The organism is Candidatus Moraniibacteriota bacterium, from assembly GCA_016699795.1.
Classification (GTDB): domain Bacteria; phylum Patescibacteriota; class Minisyncoccia; order Moranbacterales.
The window spans coordinates 360,876-380,691 of record CP065011.1 but is presented as its reverse complement, the minus strand read 5'-3'; the positions used below and the strand labels follow the sequence as shown (position 1 = coordinate 380,691).

General features: G+C 35.7%; 16 protein-coding genes, 1 tRNA gene and 2 rRNA genes. 18 read left to right on the top strand and 1 reads right to left on the bottom strand.

All coding sequences use genetic code 11. From position 1 onward, the window contains the following. The first annotated feature begins 17 nt into the window (after positions 1-17). The 9 genes from IPN70_01880 to IPN70_01840 all read left to right on the top strand — a co-directional run bounded on the left by IPN70_01880 (position 18) and on the right by IPN70_01840 (position 9,287). A complete protein-coding gene (locus IPN70_01880) occupies positions 18-605 on the top strand; it encodes a response regulator (protein ID QQS61658.1) in 588 nt (195 codons plus the stop codon). 108 nt (positions 606-713) lie between these two features. Further along, a complete protein-coding gene (locus IPN70_01875) occupies positions 714-1,499 on the top strand; it encodes a triose-phosphate isomerase (protein QQS61657.1) in 786 nt (261 codons plus the stop codon). After that, positions 1,496-4,018 (top strand): tetratricopeptide repeat protein, encoded by a 2,523-nt coding sequence (locus tag IPN70_01870; GenBank protein QQS61656.1) that lies wholly within the window; start codon positions 1,496-1,498, stop codon positions 4,016-4,018. Before IPN70_01875 ends, IPN70_01870 begins: the two co-directional genes overlap by 4 nt. A gap of 470 nt (positions 4,019-4,488) precedes the next feature. Continuing rightward, a complete protein-coding gene (gene rpsL / locus IPN70_01865) occupies positions 4,489-4,908 on the top strand; it encodes a 30S ribosomal protein S12 (protein ID QQS61655.1) in 420 nt (139 codons plus the stop codon). Between the two features lie 20 nt (positions 4,909-4,928). Beyond that, a complete protein-coding gene (gene rpsG / locus IPN70_01860; protein QQS61654.1) occupies positions 4,929-5,396 on the top strand; it encodes a 30S ribosomal protein S7 in 468 nt (155 codons plus the stop codon). Between the two features lie 80 nt (positions 5,397-5,476). Continuing rightward, on the top strand, positions 5,477-7,564 hold the full coding sequence (gene fusA / locus IPN70_01855) for an elongation factor G (GenBank protein ID QQS61653.1): 2,088 nt from the start codon (positions 5,477-5,479) through the stop codon (positions 7,562-7,564). Positions 7,565-7,641: 77 nt separating this feature from the next. Continuing rightward, positions 7,642-8,268: an endonuclease III gene (locus IPN70_01850; protein QQS61652.1), complete on the top strand. Its 627-nt coding sequence runs from the start codon at positions 7,642-7,644 to the stop codon at positions 8,266-8,268. Between the two features lie 48 nt (positions 8,269-8,316). Next, positions 8,317-8,760 (top strand): DUF192 domain-containing protein, encoded by a 444-nt coding sequence (locus IPN70_01845; protein ID QQS61651.1) that lies wholly within the window; start codon positions 8,317-8,319, stop codon positions 8,758-8,760. Positions 8,761-8,984: 224 nt separating this feature from the next. Further along, positions 8,985-9,287, top strand: a complete 303-nt coding sequence (locus IPN70_01840) for a hypothetical protein (GenBank protein QQS61650.1) — start codon at positions 8,985-8,987, stop codon at positions 9,285-9,287. Between the two features lie 67 nt (positions 9,288-9,354). Here IPN70_01840 and IPN70_01835 read toward each other — a convergent pair whose 3' ends face one another. Further along, a complete protein-coding gene (locus IPN70_01835; protein ID QQS61649.1) occupies positions 9,355-9,666 on the bottom strand; it encodes a metal-sulfur cluster assembly factor in 312 nt (103 codons plus the stop codon). Between the two features lie 162 nt (positions 9,667-9,828). Here IPN70_01835 and IPN70_01830 point away from each other — a divergent pair. From IPN70_01830 to rodA, 9 genes are all read left to right on the top strand, one after another. Continuing rightward, positions 9,829-9,899, top strand: a tRNA-Pro gene (locus IPN70_01830). Between the two features lie 104 nt (positions 9,900-10,003). After that, the gene (locus IPN70_01825) at positions 10,004-10,981 is read left to right on the top strand and encodes an AI-2E family transporter (protein QQS61648.1); all 978 of its coding nucleotides are present in this window, start codon (positions 10,004-10,006) and stop codon (positions 10,979-10,981) included. After that, positions 10,978-11,772, top strand: coding sequence for a prolipoprotein diacylglyceryl transferase (gene lgt, locus IPN70_01820; protein ID QQS61647.1), 795 nt, complete (start codon positions 10,978-10,980; stop codon positions 11,770-11,772). The genes IPN70_01825 and lgt overlap by 4 nt, the downstream gene beginning before the upstream one ends. A 155-nt stretch (positions 11,773-11,927) precedes the next feature. Then, on the top strand, positions 11,928-12,341 hold the full coding sequence (locus tag IPN70_01815) for a hypothetical protein (protein QQS61646.1): 414 nt from the start codon (positions 11,928-11,930) through the stop codon (positions 12,339-12,341). A gap of 42 nt (positions 12,342-12,383) precedes the next feature. Next, positions 12,384-13,451: a hypothetical protein gene (locus IPN70_01810; GenBank protein QQS61645.1), complete on the top strand. Its 1,068-nt coding sequence runs from the start codon at positions 12,384-12,386 to the stop codon at positions 13,449-13,451. Between the two features lie 861 nt (positions 13,452-14,312). Further along, positions 14,313-17,513 (top strand): 23S ribosomal RNA (locus IPN70_01805). Positions 17,514-17,619: 106 nt separating this feature from the next. After that, positions 17,620-17,728: ribosomal RNA gene (gene rrf / locus IPN70_01800) — 5S ribosomal RNA — on the top strand. Positions 17,729-17,820: 92 nt separating this feature from the next. Further along, on the top strand, positions 17,821-18,651 hold the full coding sequence (locus IPN70_01795; protein ID QQS61644.1) for a hypothetical protein: 831 nt from the start codon (positions 17,821-17,823) through the stop codon (positions 18,649-18,651). A gap of 27 nt (positions 18,652-18,678) precedes the next feature. Then, entirely contained in the window at positions 18,679-19,815 is a 1,137-nt protein-coding gene (gene rodA / locus IPN70_01790) for a rod shape-determining protein RodA (protein ID QQS61643.1), read from the top strand. The last annotated feature ends 1 nt before the right edge of the window (position 19,816 follow it).

The window sequence follows — 19,816 nt, the reverse complement described above, 5'->3', positions numbered from 1 at the left end:
TAAAATATAGAAAAAGTATGTCTCAAGAAACTAGACGATCTATTCTTATCGTTGATGACGATGATTTTACTCGAGAACTTTATGCAAATGTTTTTCGTAATGCTGATTATGAAGTTTATGAGGCGAGAGATGGTGTTGAAGGAATACAGATTGCTATAGAAAAAATTCCTGACGTTATTTTTACTGGTATTGTCATGCCCCGAATGGATGGTTTTTCTTTCATGGAAACATTGAATAAAAATACAGCAACGGTTTCTATCCCTGTTGTTATTTCTTCTCATCTTGGACGTGAAGAAGATAGAAAGCGTGCAGAGCAACTCGGGGCAAAAGATTTTGTTGTTCGGGATACAACAACACCTCGAGAAGTGGTAACATTGATAACAAATCTTTTTTCTGAGGGTGGTGAATATGTTATTCAATTTGATCCATATGCACTTGATGCACAAAGAATGGCTCAACAACTCCGTATCAATAGTCATTATGAATGTATGGGTGTGGATTGTGGTGAGCGTATGGTAATGAAAGTTCGTATTACTGATGTGAATGATAGTAGATGGTATCAGGTAAAACTTGTATGTCCCAAATGTGGTTGGCAAATGCCTTAACTACGCAAGTAAGAAATGAAAAGGGAAAAGCTCTTAAATTTATTTTAGGGCTTTTCTTTTCATAAATGAGTATTTTTGTTAGAATAAGAGATGAAAAATAAAGAAAATATGATTAGTATAATAGGAAATTTAAAAATGAATCCGGGGAGCTTATCTGAATTTGAAGTGTATATTCAGAATTTTTTGAACTTTTCAAAAAATAAAGATAAAAATATTCATATCGGCATAGCTCCACCGTTTCCCTTTTTAGAAAAAGCGAATAAAATTATTGAGAATGATATTTTGTTGGGAGCACAAGATATTTCTTTGGAAGTAGCAGGATCTTTTACGGGAGACGTTTCCGTTTCTATGCTGAAGTCTCTAGGAGTTTCTTTTGTTATCATAGGACATAGCGAGAGGCGAAAAAATCATAAGGAAACTGATTTGGAAATTTCGAGAAAATGTCTTCGAGCAGTAGAATATGGTATTACTGCTGTTATTTGTGTTGGAGAGACTTTTGATCAAAAAGAACAGGGATTTACAGAAAAAGTTCTTAAAGAACAGACAAAAAATGCCTTAAAATACATAAAAAAAGAGGATGCTCATAGAATAGTTATTGCTTATGAACCTATTTGGGCAGTAGGAACTGACAATCTTCCAAATGCAAAAGAGCTCTCTTTTGCGATAGAAAGCATTCAAGAAACAGTTAAAGAATGTTTTGAAGAATTTTCTTCGGATACACATATTCTCTACGGAGGGTCTGTCCATTCGGAAAATGTTAGTGAATTATTTGAAAATACTAATCTCGAGGGACTTCTCGTAGGGAGATCCTCTCTTAATGTAGAGGAATTCTTTCTCATTATTGAAAAAATTTCAGAAAATAAAATTATAAAGGAAATTAAAGAAAGCGAATGAATCTTGCGCATTATATATTTTCGAAAAAATTTGCTCTTATTTGTTCTGATGTATTGACAGCATTTTTTTTCTTTGTTGCGATAGGGGGACTTTTTTCTGGGTCAATAGGATTGACTTTACAAGGAAGTATTTTTGAGCAGTATACGCTTTTCCTTTTGGGTATTTTAAGCGCTCTCATTTTCTGGCTTACTCGAAGTTTTATCGTGGGAAAGATTGAAATACCAAGAACAACTGCAGATGCCCCTATGCTGTTGGTTCTTCTTGTTTTCGGTATCTCTTCTTTTTTGAGTGATGATGTATGGCATAGTATGTGGGGAGTTTTTGGAGATCCTGGTAGAGGAACTCTTTCTTTTTTTGCTTATATTTTACTTTATTATATAACACTACATCTTGTTAGAATCTCTAAGGTTTCTTGGATAAAGAATTCTCTTGTACTTGGTGTTTTTTCTTTAATAGCATTTCTTGTTTTATGGGAAATAATTCCTTCTTTTTTTCAAATTGTATCATTAACAAAAAAAGAGGAAATGTTTCATCATTTTCCTTCTATAATAATTATTCTTTTGGGTACACTCCCTTTGCTTTGGGGGGCTTTTCAGGAACGATTATTGCAAGTTACAGAGAAAAAGATTTTTTTGAGTATACAATTTTTTCTTTTGAGTATTCTTTCTTTTCTAACTATGTTTTTTTCTATACGATATTTTTCAAACATGTCTTTCTGGTGGATCCTTTTTATGATAAGTGGTTGGTTTTTATTGACCGTTGCCGTTATAATTGGAATTAAATTTAAATCAGCATGGTTTCCTTCGGTAATCTTTCTTTTTTGTGTTTTAGGTTATTTCTCTGGAAAAGTTATTTTTCCAATGACAGAATCAACGGATGGAGTAATGATATCTTTTCAAAATTCTTTTCAAATAGCATATAGTTCCTTTTTAGAAAATCCTTTTTTTGGAGTAGGCCCATCTTTATATAGTTCCGCATTTTCTTTGTATAGACATCTTGATTTGAATCAGACCTCTCTTGTCCTTGAAAGACCTTCTCAGGCAGAAGGTATGATTTTTGAAGTCCCTGTCACTTCGGGAATTTCTGGTTTTTTAGCTTTTTCATTTCTCATTCTTTATACTATTGGTTCTGGGTTTCTTGCAGGATATAAAAGAGGTGGCAAATATTTATTTTTTTGGATTGGTTCAGTTATTTCTCTTTTATTTTTAACTTTAACAATTATTTTTTTTCCTGTTGCATTTCCTGTTTTTGCTTTATGGTTTGTTGTTATGGCATTTACACTTTCTCTTCGAAAAAGCCAATCGGATATGCAATCCACTGTTCGAATTATAAGCACGAGACCACGTCCTGAATATATTTTAAGCGCCGCATTTGCTTTTCTTGTTGTGTTCAGTTTCTTTATATATGGGTATATTTTTTTGGCGAAAGGTTTTTTTGCTGATTTTTTTGCAAAGAAGGCAGTGTTAAATTCTTCTCAAGAGGATGCGATTTCTTTTCTGAAACGTTCTATTGAATTGAATCCTTTTGAATCTCGTTATTATATTCTTTTGGCTAATCAATATGTAAAGGAGGTTAAATCTCAAAAAATAGAATCGACCGATGAAAATTATCTTAAAATGATCGAAAAGAATATGAACTTAGCATCTGAATACGCAGTTCGTTCAAAAAATATGACGCCGAAGGATGTTGTCGCATGGGAAATGTCGGGACAAATTTATGAAGAATTAAGTTTGTATGTAGATGATTTTATAGATATTTGTGGAGAATCTTATGATGAAGCTATCAAGCTTGAACCTCAAAATCCTCGTTTGCATATGAAACGAGGAGAGCTTTTTATTAGAAAGGCTATGACAAAAGAGGGCTCGCAGGAAAAAGAAAAATATTTTGCAAATGCAAAAAAAGAGATGGAGATATCTCTTGGAAAAAAAGAAGAATTTCCTCAAGCGTGGTATCTTCTTGCTCTTACGCAAGAGGGGTTAGGAGAAATAGAGGGTGCTATTCAGAGTATTGTACGAGCTTTAGAATTTATTCCTGAAGAGCCGACTTTCATGTATGTTTTGGGAAGATTATATTATACGCGGGGACAATCTAACGATACAACACTTGCTATTGAAATGTATAAAAAAGTAATAGAAAAAAAACCAGAGGAGGTCCATTCTTATCTTGCTCTGGCAAATATCTATAAAAAAGAAGCTTCTCTAGAAGATGCTTTGAAATATTTTGATCTTGCTTTGAAATATAGTAAATCCGAAGAAGTGGATCTGAAAAATTTTATTGAAAAAGAAAAAAGTCAATTAACAGGGACGCAAATGAGTACCCAAGATTTAGTAGATGAAAAAGAGGGGGATGAAAATTTGAATTCGGAAGAAATTTCCACAGACGTAACGGAACCCACCTTACCTTCTGCGGAAAGTCTTAATCCAGAAGACCCTGTAAAAGCAGAAGATTCGGTAAAAGTGGAAGAATCTTTAACTGAAGAGGTGCTTCCTGATTTTTCTGACGAAGGAAGGCTCGAATAATAATTAAAAAAAGAGTTTTTAAGAAAAATAACTTTTTGATAAAGAATGAAGGTATTTTTAGAAAGTTTCTTTCTTTCGCAGAACTTAATACATTTTGGTATAGGGGTAAATATTTTTTAGGGACACCTTGAATAAACTTTTTTAAAAAAGCTTTTTTCTATATTTTTTGGAGAAAAGAATGAAAAAAACATCTTCATTAATATTTCGAATTTATATATTAAATAAGCTTTTATATAAGCTTATTTTGAGGAATTAAGAAAGTTTTGCAATCAAAAAGAATTTTATTTTTTTATTTTGTAAATGTCGTGATGAAATTGATAAGGGTGGATTATTTGACAAGTTGGGGAGTTTTTCGTATTCTTGAGGAGCTCTGGCTGATGAGCTGTTTTTTTACCGAAATTATTTTAAAGAAAAGAGGCGTCTCTCAAGTATTTTAGAAATATAAAGAGATGAACGCGTCCTATTGCACTATGTCAACCATGAACCAACTTGTTCGAAAACCGAGAAAAAATGTAGCAAGAAAATCTAAAACTCCTGCTATGGCTTTTGTGTTTAATTCTTTAGAGAATAGACCAAAACCTTCTCAAGGACCTTTTAAACGAGGCATGTGCGTGAAAGTAAGTACAACGACACCTAAAAAGCCAAACTCAGCTCTTCGAAAGATTGCGCGTGTGAGACTTACTAATGGTATGGAAGTAACAGCGTATATTCCTGGTATAGGACATCAATTACAAGAACACTCCATTGTTATGATTCGTGGAGGAAGAGTAAAAGATCTTCCTGGAGTACGATATCATATCGTTCGAGGAGTTCTTGATTCAACGGGTGTTGCAAACAGGAAGCGCGGTCGAAGTAAATATGGGGCTAAAAAACCTAAGGAAAATAGTTGATTGAAGAAAGTATACTCTATATGGCACGAAGAAAACGTATTTATATAAAACAATGGAAAGAAGACCCACAGTATGAAAATATCCTTGTGGGAAGGTTTATTGGCTGTCTTTTAAATGATGGAAAACGATCGACAGCAGAAAGGGTTATGTATAAGGCTTTTGATATTATTCATGACCGAACAAAAAAGGGCGGTTTGAATGTTTTTGAACAAGCAATAAAAAATATTGCACCTTTGTTGGAATTAAAATCTCGTCGTGTTGGAGGCGCAAACTATCAAGTTCCTGTTCCAGTAACGGGAGATCGTCGCCAGACTTTAGCTATTCGTTGGATTATTTCTGCATGCAGAAAAAGAAAAGGAAAGGCTATGTCTGAAAAATTAGCAGATGAATTCATTGATGCTTCAGAAAAAACTGGAGCTGCTATGAAAAAGCGCGATGAAGTGCATCGAATGGCTGAAGCTAATAAAGCTTTCGCTCATTTTGCTTAGTTTGGAATCATTCTTATTTCTTGAAGGAAATCTTTTTTCCTTTTTCTACAAACAACAAAAGTATTATTTAATTTGAATATATGTCACGAAAACATCCCATTGAAAGACTTCGTAATATCGGAATTATTGCTCATATTGATGCAGGTAAGACTACTACGACGGAGCGAATTTTATTTTATACTGGGATAACGCACAAAATAGGAGAAGTTCATGAGGGGGAGGCTACTATGGACTGGATGGAACAAGAACGTGAACGAGGAATAACTATTACAAGTGCCGCAACTACTTGTTTTTGGAAAGACTATCAAATTAATATTATAGATACGCCAGGTCATGTTGATTTTACTGTTGAAGTAGAAAGATCTCTTCGTGTTTTGGATGGAGGCGTTGTTGTTTTTGATGGAAAAGAGGGTGTTGAGCCTCAGTCAGAAACTGTTTGGAGACAAGCTGATAAATACAACGTTCCAAGAATCTGTTTTATCAATAAAATCGACAAAGAAGGTGCTGATTTTGAACGTGCTCTTGAGTCTATTTGGGACCGTTTAACATCAAAAGCCTTTGCTGCTCAAATTCCTATTGGAGAAAGAGGTGATTTTCGAGGTGTTGTAGATCTTCTTACTATGAAGGCTTACGAATTTGAAGGGGACATGGGAGAGAAAGTTGTTGAAAAAGAAATACCCGCAGAACTTCTTGAAAAAGCAAAATTATGGAGAGAAAAACTTGTAGAAAAAGTTTCTGAAACTGACGATGTTCTTGTAGAAAAATATTTAGGAGGAGAGGAAATCTCCGTTGAAGAACTTAAGGCTGCTATACGAAAAGCTGTTGTTAAAGTTGATCTTATACCTGTGTTTACAGGAACAGCCCTTCGAAATAAAGGTGTCCAACTTGTTCTTGATGCAGTATTAGATTATCTACCTTCACCTAATGATGTTCCTGCTGTTCGTGCTACTGAAGTAAAAACAGGATCTGAAATTGAAAAACATCCTGACGATAGTGACAAGCTCGCTGTTTTAGCTTTCAAAGTAGCTACGGATCCTTTCGTTGGTCAAATTACCTTTTTTCGTGTTTATTCAGGAACTATTCAAGCAGGATCCTATGTTTTAAATTCCACCAAAGGAGAAAAAGAACGTATAGGAAGAATTCTTCGAATGCATGCTAATACGAGGGAAGAAGTTTCTGAAATGGGATCGGGAGAAATTGGAGCTATTGTAGGGCTTAAGAATACAACAACAGGAGATACTTTATGTGATCCTTCGCAAGCTATACTTCTTGAATCTATGGTTTTTCCTGAGCCAGTTATAGATATTGCTATTGAACCAAAAACTAAAGCTGATCAGGAGAAAATGGGATTTGCTTTGAAAAAGTTAGCGGAAGAAGATCCTACCTTTCGTGTTCATACTGACGAAGAAACATTGCAAACTATTATTTCTGGGATGGGGGAGCTTCATTTGGATATTATTGTGGATCGTTTAAGAAGAGAATTTAAAGTAGAAGCGAATGTTGGACAACCTCAAGTAGCCTATCGAGAAACTATACGAAAAGAAGCAAAAGCAGAAGGAAAATACATTCGTCAATCAGGAGGTCGTGGTCAATACGGACATTGTAGACTTCGAGTTACTCCGAGAGAACCTGGACAAGGTTTTGAATTTGTTGATGAAATAAAAGGAGGTATCATTCCTCAAGAATATATTCCTGCAGTTGAGAAGGGAGCAAAGGAAGCGATGGAAACAGGTGTTGTTGCTGGATATCCAATGGTAGATATTTCTGTCGCACTTTATGATGGATCCTTTCATGATGTGGATTCATCAGAGGCAGCTTTTAAGATCGCTGGGTCTTTAGCATTCAAAGAAGCAACGCGACAAGCAAGTCCTGTTCTTTTGGAACCGGTTATGCGTGTTGTTGCTATATCCCCTGAACAATTTATGGGAGATGTTGTTGGCGATATGAACTCCCGTAGAGGAATTATTAAAGAGATTAATGACAGAGGTGAAGGACGATCTCTTATAAAAGAAATAGAATCAGATATTCCTTTAGCATCTATGTTTGGTTATGCTACACAACTCCGATCTATGACACAGGGAAGAGCAAGTTATTCAATGGAATTTTCTCATTATGCTGAAGTTCCTAAGAATGTGGCGGAACAAATTATTGGAAAAAATACCAAGTAATAAAACGTAGAAAAAATAGCAAATAAGAAAGACGGCTTCTTGAAAGTCGTTTTTCTTGTATAATGAAAAAAATAGGTATGAAAAAAAATCCAATTCAAATACTTCAAAAACTTAAAGATTATTATAAGGAAACAGGGCCCTTTGCATCTTGGTCTACTCCTTTAGAGTTGGCTGTCGCAACGATATTAAGTGCTCAGTGTACTGATATGCGGGTTAATCGCGTTACTCCAGAATTATTTTTAAAATATAAAACAGCAGAAGCTTATGCTAAAGCAAATATTTCTGATTTAGAAAAGATTATATATTCTACTGGATATTACAAAAGTAAATCACGATACGTTAAAGAAATGGGAATTCTTTTAGAGAAAGATTATTCTGGAGAGATTCCTCGACTTTACAAAGAGCTTATACGGATTCCAGGAATTTCTAAAAAAAGTGCTTGCATTATAGGGGCAAAAGCGTTTAGAAAATTTTTTGGTGTCGCTGTAGATACTCACGTGGCAAGGGTTGCTCCTCGTTTGGGATGGAGTAAAAGTAAAAATCGAGATATAATTTCTCGAGATTTGGAAAAAATATTTCCAAAAAAAGAGTATCTTAATGTGAATGAATATCTTATTATGTTAGGAAGGGATGTTTGCATACCAAGAAATCCAAAATGTGAGCAATGTATTCTTAACTCCATATGCCCCAAAAAAATGGGATAAGAAAAATTATTTTTTAAGATTTTTAAATATAATTTTTAGGAAATTTTTGTGAAAAAAATAGTATTTTTTATTTTTCTTTTTTTAGTTATTTTTTTATTTTTCTCTGAAAAAAATGATTTTTTTCTATGGAATGGAAAATTTACTTTTATAAGAGTGCATCAAACGAGGATTAAGGTTGATATCGTAAAAACTTTGGAAGAGAAGCGAAAAGGATTGTCGGGAAGAGACTTTTTAGAAAAGAATCAAGGAATGCTTTTTATCTTTGAGACAGAGAAACGACCCTCTATGTGGATGAAAGATATGAAATTTTCTTTAGATTTTTTATGGATAGATAAAAATTATCGTATTGTTGATATAACTGAAAACGCATCTTCCGCATCGTATCCTCAACAATTTTATCCCAAAGTAGATATTCGATATGTCCTGGAAGTTCCCGCTGGATTTGTAAAAGAAAATAATATTTTATTGAATCAATATATTTCTTTCGAATAATAATTTGTAGAAGAATCTGAGTGTGTTTTCCTTGATGGGTGATGGAGTATATTTTTATAAAAAATGGCTTGAAATAAATATATTTTTTTTATAAAAAATGAAAAATAATAGAAAGGTATTGCATCGCTTTTTTGTTATGTTACAATGGCGATATAATGAGAAATTTGCAAAAAATTTGCAATGGAAAAAAGAAAAAAAATAAAGAAAGAAAGGAGGTGAATTTTGTGGTAACAATAAAAAAAACAACAAATAAAAAAGCAGTAGCGAAAAAGTCAGCTGTTAAAAAAGTTGTAAAAAAAGCAGCTCCAAAAAAGGCAGTTGCAAAGAAAGCTGTTGTAAAAAAGACAGTAGCGAAAAAGTCAGCTGTTAAAAAAGTTGTAAAAAAGGCAGCTCCAAAAAAGGCAGTTGCAAAGAAAGCTGTTGTAAAAAAGGCAGCTCCAAAAAAAGCAGCTCCAAAAAAGGCAGTTGCAAAGAAATCCGTTGTGAAAAAAGCAGCTCCAAAAAAGGTGGTTGCAAAGAAGAAGTAGTTTTCCTCTTTCTGTTTTTTAATGAAAAATTTGATAAAACCCGCCAACGAGCGGGTTTTATCGTTTTTTATAAGCCAAGTTCGGCCAAAGCTTTTGGCGAGGCCATTTGTACAGACCAGGGAGGATCAAAAACTATTTGTATAGAAACACTTTGTACTTCTTGCAAAGAGAGTATCTTCGAACGAATTTCTTTTTCAATGGATTCAAAAAGAGGACAGCCAATTGTAGTGAGTGTCATAGTAAGAAGAACTTCTTTTCCTTTTATTTGAATACCATAAATAAGACCAAGATCAACTATGGAAATAAAGAGTTCTGGATCAAGTACTTTATAAATTTGTCGAGCTATTTTTTTTCGTAAAATATTCTCTTTGATTTCCATAAGATTGTTTCCCAAAAGTATTGATTTATCATACTAACGTATAGAGAGAAAAATCTCAAATGAAGTCACTTTAATTTTTCTATAAAAGAGAATGGGGAAGAAGATATTTTTTTGATCTTACTCTGGACGTTTTTTGATTTTTACCGTAAGATGAAAAAAAATCGGGCTGTAGTATAACGGTAGTATGCACGCATGGGGTGCGTGTGACCCGAGTTCAATTCTCGGCAGCCCGACTCGGTATAAAAATATTTTGATGAAAATATAAAATTATATGAAAATCTCCAATTTTAATGTTATTTATTTCATGTGGCTTTTGGGGCTGACGGGGATAGGCGTTATGTTTATTTTTCTTCCTTTTATGATCCCTATTATTATTGCGGGAGTTTTGGCTTCTATCTTTTTTAGAGTATATGAATGGTTTTGGAAAAAAGCGCATCTTGGAAGAATTTGGGGATCATTAGTATCTTGTCTTGCTGTCTTTCTTATTATTGTAATTCCTTTTGTTTTGATTGTGACACTCGTCACAAAAGAAGCATATTCGATGATGAATTATTTTTCTGAAAATCCTGAGCTTCTCAGTGGAGGTGTTGAATATTTTCAATCGATATCAAACAATCTTCCTATTATTGATCAGCAAAATATCACATCAATTGTTAAACAAGGAGGTGCTCTTTTTGTGAGTGTTCTACAAAAAACATATTCCGGTCTTTCTCATTTCTTTTTCTCTCTCTTTGTTATGTTTTTCTCTCTCTTTTATTTCTTTATTGATGGAAAAAAAATGGTTCGAGTTATTATGAATTTAAGTCCATTACGAGAGGATCAAGAGAAAGAGTTAGTAAAACAATTTGTTTCAATAAGTAAGGCAACTCTGAAAGGAACAATAATTATAGGTTTCATTCAAGGAATATTGGGTGCTATACTTTTTTCTTTGACTGGAGTTCCTTCTCCTGTTACATGGGGTGTTGTAATGATGGTATCTGCACTCATTCCTGCTGTGGGTAGTGGGCTTGTGTGGATTCCTGTGGGAGTTTCTATGTTACTTTCTGGTAATATTTTAGAGGGAGTTATTATTCTTTCTTGTGGAGCGGGAATTATCTCTACTATTGATAATATTCTTCGTCCAAGACTTGTTGGACGAGATAGTCAAATGCATCCACTTTTGGTTTTTTTTGCAACACTTGGAGGTATAATTCTCTTCGGTATTTTTGGTTTTATTATAGGACCTATCGTTGTTTCTTTATTTTTGGCACTTATCCGAATATACGAACGAGAGTTTTCTTTTCAACTCAAAGAATATAACGGAAATTCACAATGACTTTCTCTCTTGATCCGGTAGCTTTTTCTTTGGGATTTTTCATTGTTCGATGGTATTCATTGATGTATATCTTTGGCTTTTTGTGTGTGTGGGGACTTATTTCATGGCGTATCAAAAGAGGAGAAATCACTCTTTTTTCACAGACAATACTTTTAGATATTCTTCTTGTGGGTTTTTTGGGGGGGATATTGGGAGGGAGATTGGGTTATATTCTTTTTTACAATCCAGTTTTTTATTGGGAAAATCCTTTTGAAATAATAGCTCTTTTTGATCACAATGGAATATACAGAGGAATTTTTGGTATGAGTTTTTACGGAGCTATCTTAGGAAGCGCTTTCTTCTTTTGGGTGTACTGTAAAAAACAGAAACTCGATGTATGGAAGAGTCTTGATTCTATCGTTCCAGCGGTTCCGATTGCGATAGCGTTTGGAAGATTGGGAAATTTTTTGAATGGAGAACTTCTTGGTCGAGAATCAAATATTTTTTGGAGTGTTAATTTTGGTGATGGAATATTTAGACACCCTTCTCAACTTTACGAAATGTTTTTTGAGGGATTTTTTTTATTTTTTTTATTCTTCTTTTTTCTGAGAAATAAAAAATTTCCTCCTGGTGTTTTATCACTCCTTTTTCTTGTTGGATATGGGTGTATGAGATTTTTTGTTGAATTTTTTCGCCAACCAGATATTCAAATAGGATTTATATTTTTTCATTGGCTTACCATGGGGCAATTATTAAGCTTAATTCTATTTTTTCTGAGTCTTCTTGGGATAATTAAAATTATAAAAAAATAAAAGTTATAAATTCTAAAATAATTTTTTGAGACAAAATGTTTATTTCTTTTTTAATATTTTGGGCGTAATTCTTTATAGATAATAAATAACTATAGGTTTTTTATTTTTGAAAATTTGTGGTATACTTTTTTTGTAAATGATAATGATCGGAATATATGGAAATATGGCAAAAAATAGTTATGAGTGTAGGTGTTTTTCTCGTAGCGGGTTTTGTAGTTTGGGGATTTTTTTTGCAAGAGACCTCGGCTCCAACAAATGTAGATATAAAAAATGGAGATTTGGGTAATCCTAATGCGCCGGTAGTTTATTATTATGGTGATGGATGCCCTCATTGCGAAGAACTTCAAAAATTTCTTGATAAAGAGGGTGTTGTGTATGGAGAAAAATTAGCAAAAAAGGAAGTTTGGAAAAACACCACTAATAATAAAGAAATGATGAAAAAAGCAGATCTTTGTAATCTCGAAAAGGAGAATGTTGGTGTGCCTTTTGTTTTTGCCGAAGACAAATGTTTTATCGGAGCAGAAGCAAAAAAGTATTTTGAAAGTTCTTCCTTTATGAAAAATGAATAGAGTGTGTTATACTGTGAAATGTATTTTCAATAATAATTGAGAATGTCGCGTATCGATATCTATCAAACCAAAAAAAGAAATCAAAAACCGGAACGAGATGAAATATTTTTTCTTTCTCGAGGTGTTCGTTCCAACCGTTTTTTTACCGAGGACTCCTATCGGTATATAACTTCTCACGAAGAGGTTTTGTTTCATCAAAATTATCGTAGAATAGAACGAAGAAAATTATTTGATGGAGTAATGCATCGTCAAGAAAAGATTCCTTATAGAAATATTCTTCACGATACACAAAAAATTCGTTGGGCATTGGAAGGTTCGTGGTTTCAATGGCGAAGAAAATTAGTTGATGTTCGAGAAGGATTGGAAATTTCTATTTCTCCTATTCGTGCTTGGAATTTTTCTCTAGTAGGAGCGGTACTTTTTGGTATGCTTTCTATGAGTATGATTTACAGATCATTTGGTCAATCTGTATCTGCTCAAAAAGAAATTAAATTAGCTGATGAAAGTGCTTATTCTGAAGGAATTTCTGAAGAAGAGGGAATTGTTTTAGGGGAGGCTATTGAATTCATTCAAAAAAGTGAAGCAGATTATCTAATGGAAATAAAAGAAGATGATCGTGTAAAGGAAGAACTTCGAAAACGTGAAGAATCTGAACAAACAGCGAAGAAAAAGGCTTTTCAAAAAGAAATCCGAGATATGGTAAAGGGGTATCCCATAGAACAAATGCTTCCTTATATTTTTGAACAAGATGATATTATCGCCGCATACCTTATTGCGATTGCAAAGAAAGAAAGTAATTGGGGAAAACGAGTCCCTGTCCTTGAGGGTGAAGATTGCTTTAATTATTGGGGATATCGATCCGTTCGAGAACGAATGGGTACTGGGGGACATACATGTTTTGATAGTCCAAAAGAAGCTATTGATATCGTAGGAAAAAGAATTTCCTGGTTTGTATATAATCAAAAAAGAGAAACACCTGAAGATCTTATTATTTGGAAATGTGGTTCTTCGTGCGCCGCTCACGATCCGTATAGTGTGAAAAAGTGGATTCAAGATGTTGATTTGTATTTTTCAAAAATTTATACAAAAAACTCGCAGGATTCTTTATAATTCTTTTAAAAAAGAAATCTTTTCATTTGTAAATTAGCTAAGTAGATCTTTTGATTTTAAATGAAATGGAAATGAAATATAGCTTCATATTTGAACAAGGCAATTGTGCCGAATTGAAATGCTAAAGGCTATTTTAGAATTTAACTTTTTATTTTTAAAGGAACTACTTAAAAATAGTATACGCGTGCTCATTTTATTTTCGTTTTGTTAGGACAGAAGAGTGTATGTTGTTTGTATGTGTATTATTTCTTTAAATCTCCATATTTTTCATTCTAAAAAAGTAAAAAATACTTTGGAATGAGAAATATTTTAAACTTTATTTTTTAATAGGAATATTTCTTATTAGAGCCATTTTTTGATATTTTTATTTTTAATTATGTTTTTGATTCTATAATTTTTATTTTTTAATTTTTCGGATTAATTGAATAACTTTGCCGTACTATTGACAATCTCTTACAAGATGATACAATCGCTCTTGTGTTAGTTTAAAAAATAATTTTCTTTCTTTCTGGTGAGGTTTAAGAGGAAAGAAAAGATAAAAAATCAAAAACCGGCTCGTGCTTGGTTGTTGAATTTTCTTAAAATTAAGTTTTTGCGAAAACATTCCATTTTGAAAGTTTTTAGTCGCTAAAACTTTGGAAAAAGAATGCTTTCGCAAAAGAAAGAGCAAGTTGACAATTTGGGTACATATTTTGCATTGTGTCTGATTGCGAAGGATCAGGGGTGACTGCACTATATGAATAAAGTAGGAAAAAAATAACTGCGAAGTTAGCAAGGAGATTTCTCTTTGCTAACCGACCTTCCCAAACGTATATGATTTCGATTGTATATTGTATGGGAAGTGAGAAAATGAGAATTATATTAAAGATTGCGAGGGCGTACGGAGGATGCCTTGGCTGAAGTAAGCGATGAAGGACGTGAAAGACTGCGATAAGCCTCGGGGAGCTGTCAAATAAGCTTTGATCCGTGGATTTCCGAATGGGGTAACCCTTGCCTTAATGGCAAACCGTCATCTGAATACATAGGATGATGTGGCAAACTCGGGGAATTGAAACATCTTAGTACCCGAAGGAATAGAAAACAATTGTGATTCCGTAAGTAGTGGCGAGCGAAAGCGGAAGAGTCTAAACCTGATACCAACACTGCAAATAAGTGTAAAATATTTGTTGGTAGTGTTGGTATCAGGGGTTGCGAGGTGACTTAACTCGTTTAATCGGGGTGAAAAACGATTTTTTAGTAGAACGTCTTTGGAAAGAGCGATCAAAGAGGGTGAAAGTCCCGTATACGAAAAAAAATCTTTTTTCTTGAGGTCATTCTCAAGTAGGGCGGAGCCGGTGAAACTCCGTTTGAATCAGGGAGCACTAAACTTCCAAGACTAAATATTACTTCAGACCGATAGTGAACTAGTACCGTGAGGGAAAGGTGAAAAGTATCCCGAAAGGGAGGTGAAATAGACCTGAAACCGTACGCCAACAAAGAGTAGGAGTCCCGCTTTTGCGGGATGACTGCGTACTTTTTGCAGAACGGGCCAGCGAGTTTGATCTTTGCGGCAGCTTAAGGGGCGATGCTCTGGAGGCGCAGTGAAAGCGAGGCTTAATAGGCCGATTTGTCGCAAGGACAAGACCCGAAGCCGGGTGAGCTACGCATGAGCAGGGTGAATCTCGGGTAATACTGAGAGGAGGCCCGAACCCACGCGCTGTGCAACACGCGGGGATGACTTGTGCGTAGGGGAGAAATTCCAATCGAACTCGGCAATAGCTGGTTCTCTCCGAAATAGCTTGAGGGCTAGCGTTTCGTTAATTAGCTACGAGAGGTAGAGCTACTGAATGAGATTTCGCGGTTCGCCGTAGGAATTTCAATCAAACTCCGAATGCTCGTAGTGGTATCGAAGCAGTCAGAAATCCGGGGCTAAGCTCGGATCTCAAAAGGGGAACAGCCCAGATCGTAATCTAAGGTCCCCAAGTCCATGCTCAGTGGTAAAGGAAGTGAAATTTCTCAGACACCTAGGAGGTTGGCTTAGAAGCAGCCATCCTTTAAAGAGTGCGTAATAGCTCACTAGCTTAGAGATTTCGCGCCGAAAATGTAACGGGGCTTAAGCATGGCACCGAAGATACGAAATCGTTTACGTCTTATTTTAAATAAGACGTAAGTATTCATTTTTTTATAAATGAATATGTTTTTTGTTTTGTGTAAAATAAGACGTAAACGATTGGTAGGAGAGCGTTCCTTGTGCACTGAAGTCGTAGGGGTGACCCGCGGTGGAGCGCAAGGAAGTGAGAATGCTGGCATGAGTAACCGCAATCTTGGTGAGATTCCAAGACGCCGAAAGTCCAAGGTTTCCCGGGCTATGATAATCATCCCGGGGTAAGTCGATCCTAAGGCGAGGCCGAAAGGCGTAGTCGATGGACAGCCGGTTAATATTCCGGCACCAATATATTATTCGATGGAGTGACGTATTGCTGTACCTTTTGCGCATTATTGGATTTGCGTGGGGGTATCGAGAATGTGTGGTAGGTAAATCCGCCACACAATAATTCGAGGTATCATCCGAATCTCTTGCTTGCAAGAGAGAAGAAAAGGGAGCGCGGTACCGGGAAAAACTTCTAAGGTTCGTAATATATTGTCCGTACCGAAAACCGACACAGGTGGACAGGGCGAGTAGCCCAAGGCGAATGAGTGATTTCTCGTTAAGGAACTCGGCAAAACAGCTAGGCGTAACTTAGGGATATGCCTTCCCCGCTCTTTGCTTGCAAAGGGTGGGGCGCAGCGAAAGATCCCAATCGACTGTTTACCAAAAACACAGGTCCCTGCTAAAGCGAAAGCTGATGTATAGGGGCTGACACCTGACCAGTGCTGGAACGTTAACGGGAGCGGTTCACGCCAATCCCCGAAGCGCCAGTGAACGTCAGCGATAACTATAATCGTTCTAAGGTAGCGAAATTCCTTGTCGGGTAAATTCCGACCCGCATGAAAGGTGTAACGAGTTGGGAACTGTCTCAACGAGAAGCTCGGTGAAATCGCAGCGGGGGTAAAGATGCCCCCTTCCTACGGCAAGACGAAAAGACCCCGTGGAGCTTTACTACAACTTGGTATTGAATAGAAATTTTAGTTGCCGAGCATAGGTGGGAGACTTTGAAACTTTGACTTTGGTTGAAGTGGAGTCGCCAATGGAATACCACTCTGCTGAAATTTTTATTCTCACCCTGGGCCGTTAGATATACTTAAACGGATCCGAAGGCTGAGAGTAAGCAAAACGAAATAGGTAATTTTTCCAACATTAAGCATGGAAAATATTTTTTTTGAATTATTAAGATAAAAGATTTTTTCTTTTATCTTTTCTTCCAGTCTTCACTCTTTTTTGAGTATAACTACCGGTCCGGGGACAGTGCCTGGTGGGTAGTTTGACTGGGGCGGTCGCCTCCCAAAAAGTAACGGAGGCGTTTACAAAGGTTGGCTAGGAGCGGATGGAAATCGCTCTGGTAGTGCAAACGCAGAAGCCAGCTTTACTGAAAGACTTACAAGTCGCTCAGTCACGAAAGTGGAAGTTAGTGAACCGACCATCACATGTAGGAGTGTGGAAGATCATCGGATAAAAGTTACCCCGGGGATAACAGGCTTATCGCGCCCAAGAGTTCATATCGACGGCGCGGTTTGGCACCTCGATGTCGGCTCATCACATCCTGGGGCTGGAGAAGGTCCCAAGGGTTTGGCTGTTCGCCAATTAAAGTGGTACGCGAGCTGGGTTCAAACCGTCGTGAGACAGGTTGGTTTCTATCTGCCGTAGGCGTCCTTGCTTGAAGGGAGTCTTTCCTAGTACGAGAGGACCGGAAAGAACGAACCTCTGGTGTATCGGCTGTCGCGCCAGCGGCACTGTCGAGTAGCTACGTTCGGACGGGATAACCGCTGAAAGCATCTAAGCGGGAAGCCCACCTTAAGATGAGGCAAGTTTCGGCGTTCGCGCCGAAAACATTTCCTGAAAGATGATCAGGTTGATAGGCTCCAGATGTACGCCCTGCAAGGGGTTCAGTCGAGGAGTACTAATAAATGTAATAATCTTTAAAATCTCATTTTTTTTCCTTTTGTTTGAGTTTTTTGACTCCAACAAAAGGGTATCGGTTAGTGAAGTGAAGTTCCTTTGTCAATTTTTCGAAATATAATCTGCAGTGTTCTCGGTGCCTTGAGCGGAGCGGGTACACCTGTTCCCATCCCGAACACAGCAGTTAAGTGCTCCAGCGCCGATGGTACCCCCTTGGGGGGAGAGTAGGTCGGTGCCGAGAACACTGCAGGTTATATCCAGATTAACAAAAACGTCCCAAAAGGACGTTTTTGTGCTATTATGAAAATATATAAATAAATAGTATCTATTTTTATGTTTACTCGAGAAAAAAAACGTTTCTTTTATGCAAGTATTTTTGTGCTTATATTCCTATTTTTAGCAGGTGCTTTCGCAGATTTTTTCTTTATACCCGAGCCCTCATGTACAGATAAAAAATTAAATCAAAATGAACTTTACGTTGATTGTGGAGGTGTTTGTCCTTTATGTAGTCCTGTGGTAGAAGCGAGAGATGTTGAAATTTTAGAAACAGCAGCTGTTCCTGTTTCACTTGGAAAATTTGATCTTGTTGCTCGTATAAAAAATACGAATAATCTTTTTGGTTCAGGTTCATTTTCTTATACTTTTAATCTTTTGGATGAGCAAAAAAATATTATTCGTTCTGTTTCAGATACAACTTATATCCTTCCTGCTCAAGAAAGATACCTTATCCTTCTCGAAGTTGAATCAATAAAGGAGCCGTCAAGTGTTGAATTGATTATTGATACTATTGCTTGGGAAGAATTTTCTGAATACGAATCTCCCAAACTTAATGTAACAAATAAATCTTTTGAAATTTCTTCCTCAGGAGCTAATTATGCTGTGGCTAAGGGTCTTGTTTGGAATGAGAGTCCTTATGATTTTGAAACAATAGAAATATTTGTAGTACTTCGTGATGATGCTGGAAAAATTATCGGAGTTAATAGGACAGATATGCAAACGGTGAAAGCTGGTGAAAAAAGAGATTTCCCCGTTTATTGGATGAATGTTATCAAGGAAAAAGTTGCCTCAATTGATATACTTGCTATAACAAATATGTTTGAAAATCAAAATTTCATTAAGATATTTTTTCCTAGTGGAAAATTTCAAGACTATGAGAAAAAATAAAAAGATAAAAATTTCTTAATAGGATATATGGGTATATTGAAACGAGGAATTTCAGATATCCTTGTATTAATTTCTTCTTCTTTCCTTCTTCTTCTTTTAGGATTAGTTACTTTATATGGTTTTGATGCGGGGAAAAACAATGATGGATCGCAATTCTTCTTAAAACAACTTGTTTTTTCAGGAATTTCTATTTCTGTTTTTTTTCTCATGTTTCACATTTCATATCGAGCTTTAAAGAAAATAAGTACAGCGCTTTATTTTTTGGGCATCGCTTTTCTTGTGGTTGTACTTTTTTTTGAAGGTATTCGAGGAACTTCTGGATGGATTGATTTAGGCTTTTTTCGTTTACAGCCTGTGGAAATGGTAAAAGTTGTTCTCGTTCTTTTCTTGGCAAGTTTTTTCGTTGCAAAGCGAGCAACTTTTGGGGATATAGGAAGGATTATTGTTTCGTGTGTTTTAGTATTTGCTCTTGTAGGACTCGTTCTTTTACAACCTGATTTGGGATCGGCAATCGTTCTTCTTTTTATTTGGGCAGGAATGCTTTTTGTATCTGATATGAAAGTTAAATATGTTTTTGCTATGATAGCTATTGCTTTTTTTGGAGCATTTAGTTCGTGGTTTTTTCTTGAGGATTATCAAAAAGACAGAATTTTTACAACTATTCGTCCCGAAGAAGATGCTCTTGGAAGTGGTTATAATGTTATGCAATCTATAATTGCAGTTGGTTCGGGGGGTCTTTTTGGAAAAGGTGTAGGAAGTGGCTCTCAATCACAATTAGCCTTTCTTCCAGAATCACACACCGATTTTATTTTCGCTTCCATAGTGGAAAGTTTTGGTGTGTTTGGGGCATTTTTTATTCTTTTGCTTTATAGTATTCTTCTCTATCGTATTGCATTGATTGCAATGACAGCAGGAGATAGTTTTGGTTTTCTTATTGCGTCGGGTGTTTTTTGTATGTTTTTTATACAAATCATGATCAATATAGGTATGAATATTGGGCTTGTTCCAGTTACAGGTATCCCATTGCCTCTTTTGAGTTATGGAGGAAGCTCTCTTTTGGCCACAGCATTCGCTTTGGGGTTGGTGGCTAATATTGCTTATCATAAAAGATTTATCGCAAGCTCGAAAGAACGAAAAATTCTTGACGATAGTCAAATGTTGTGAT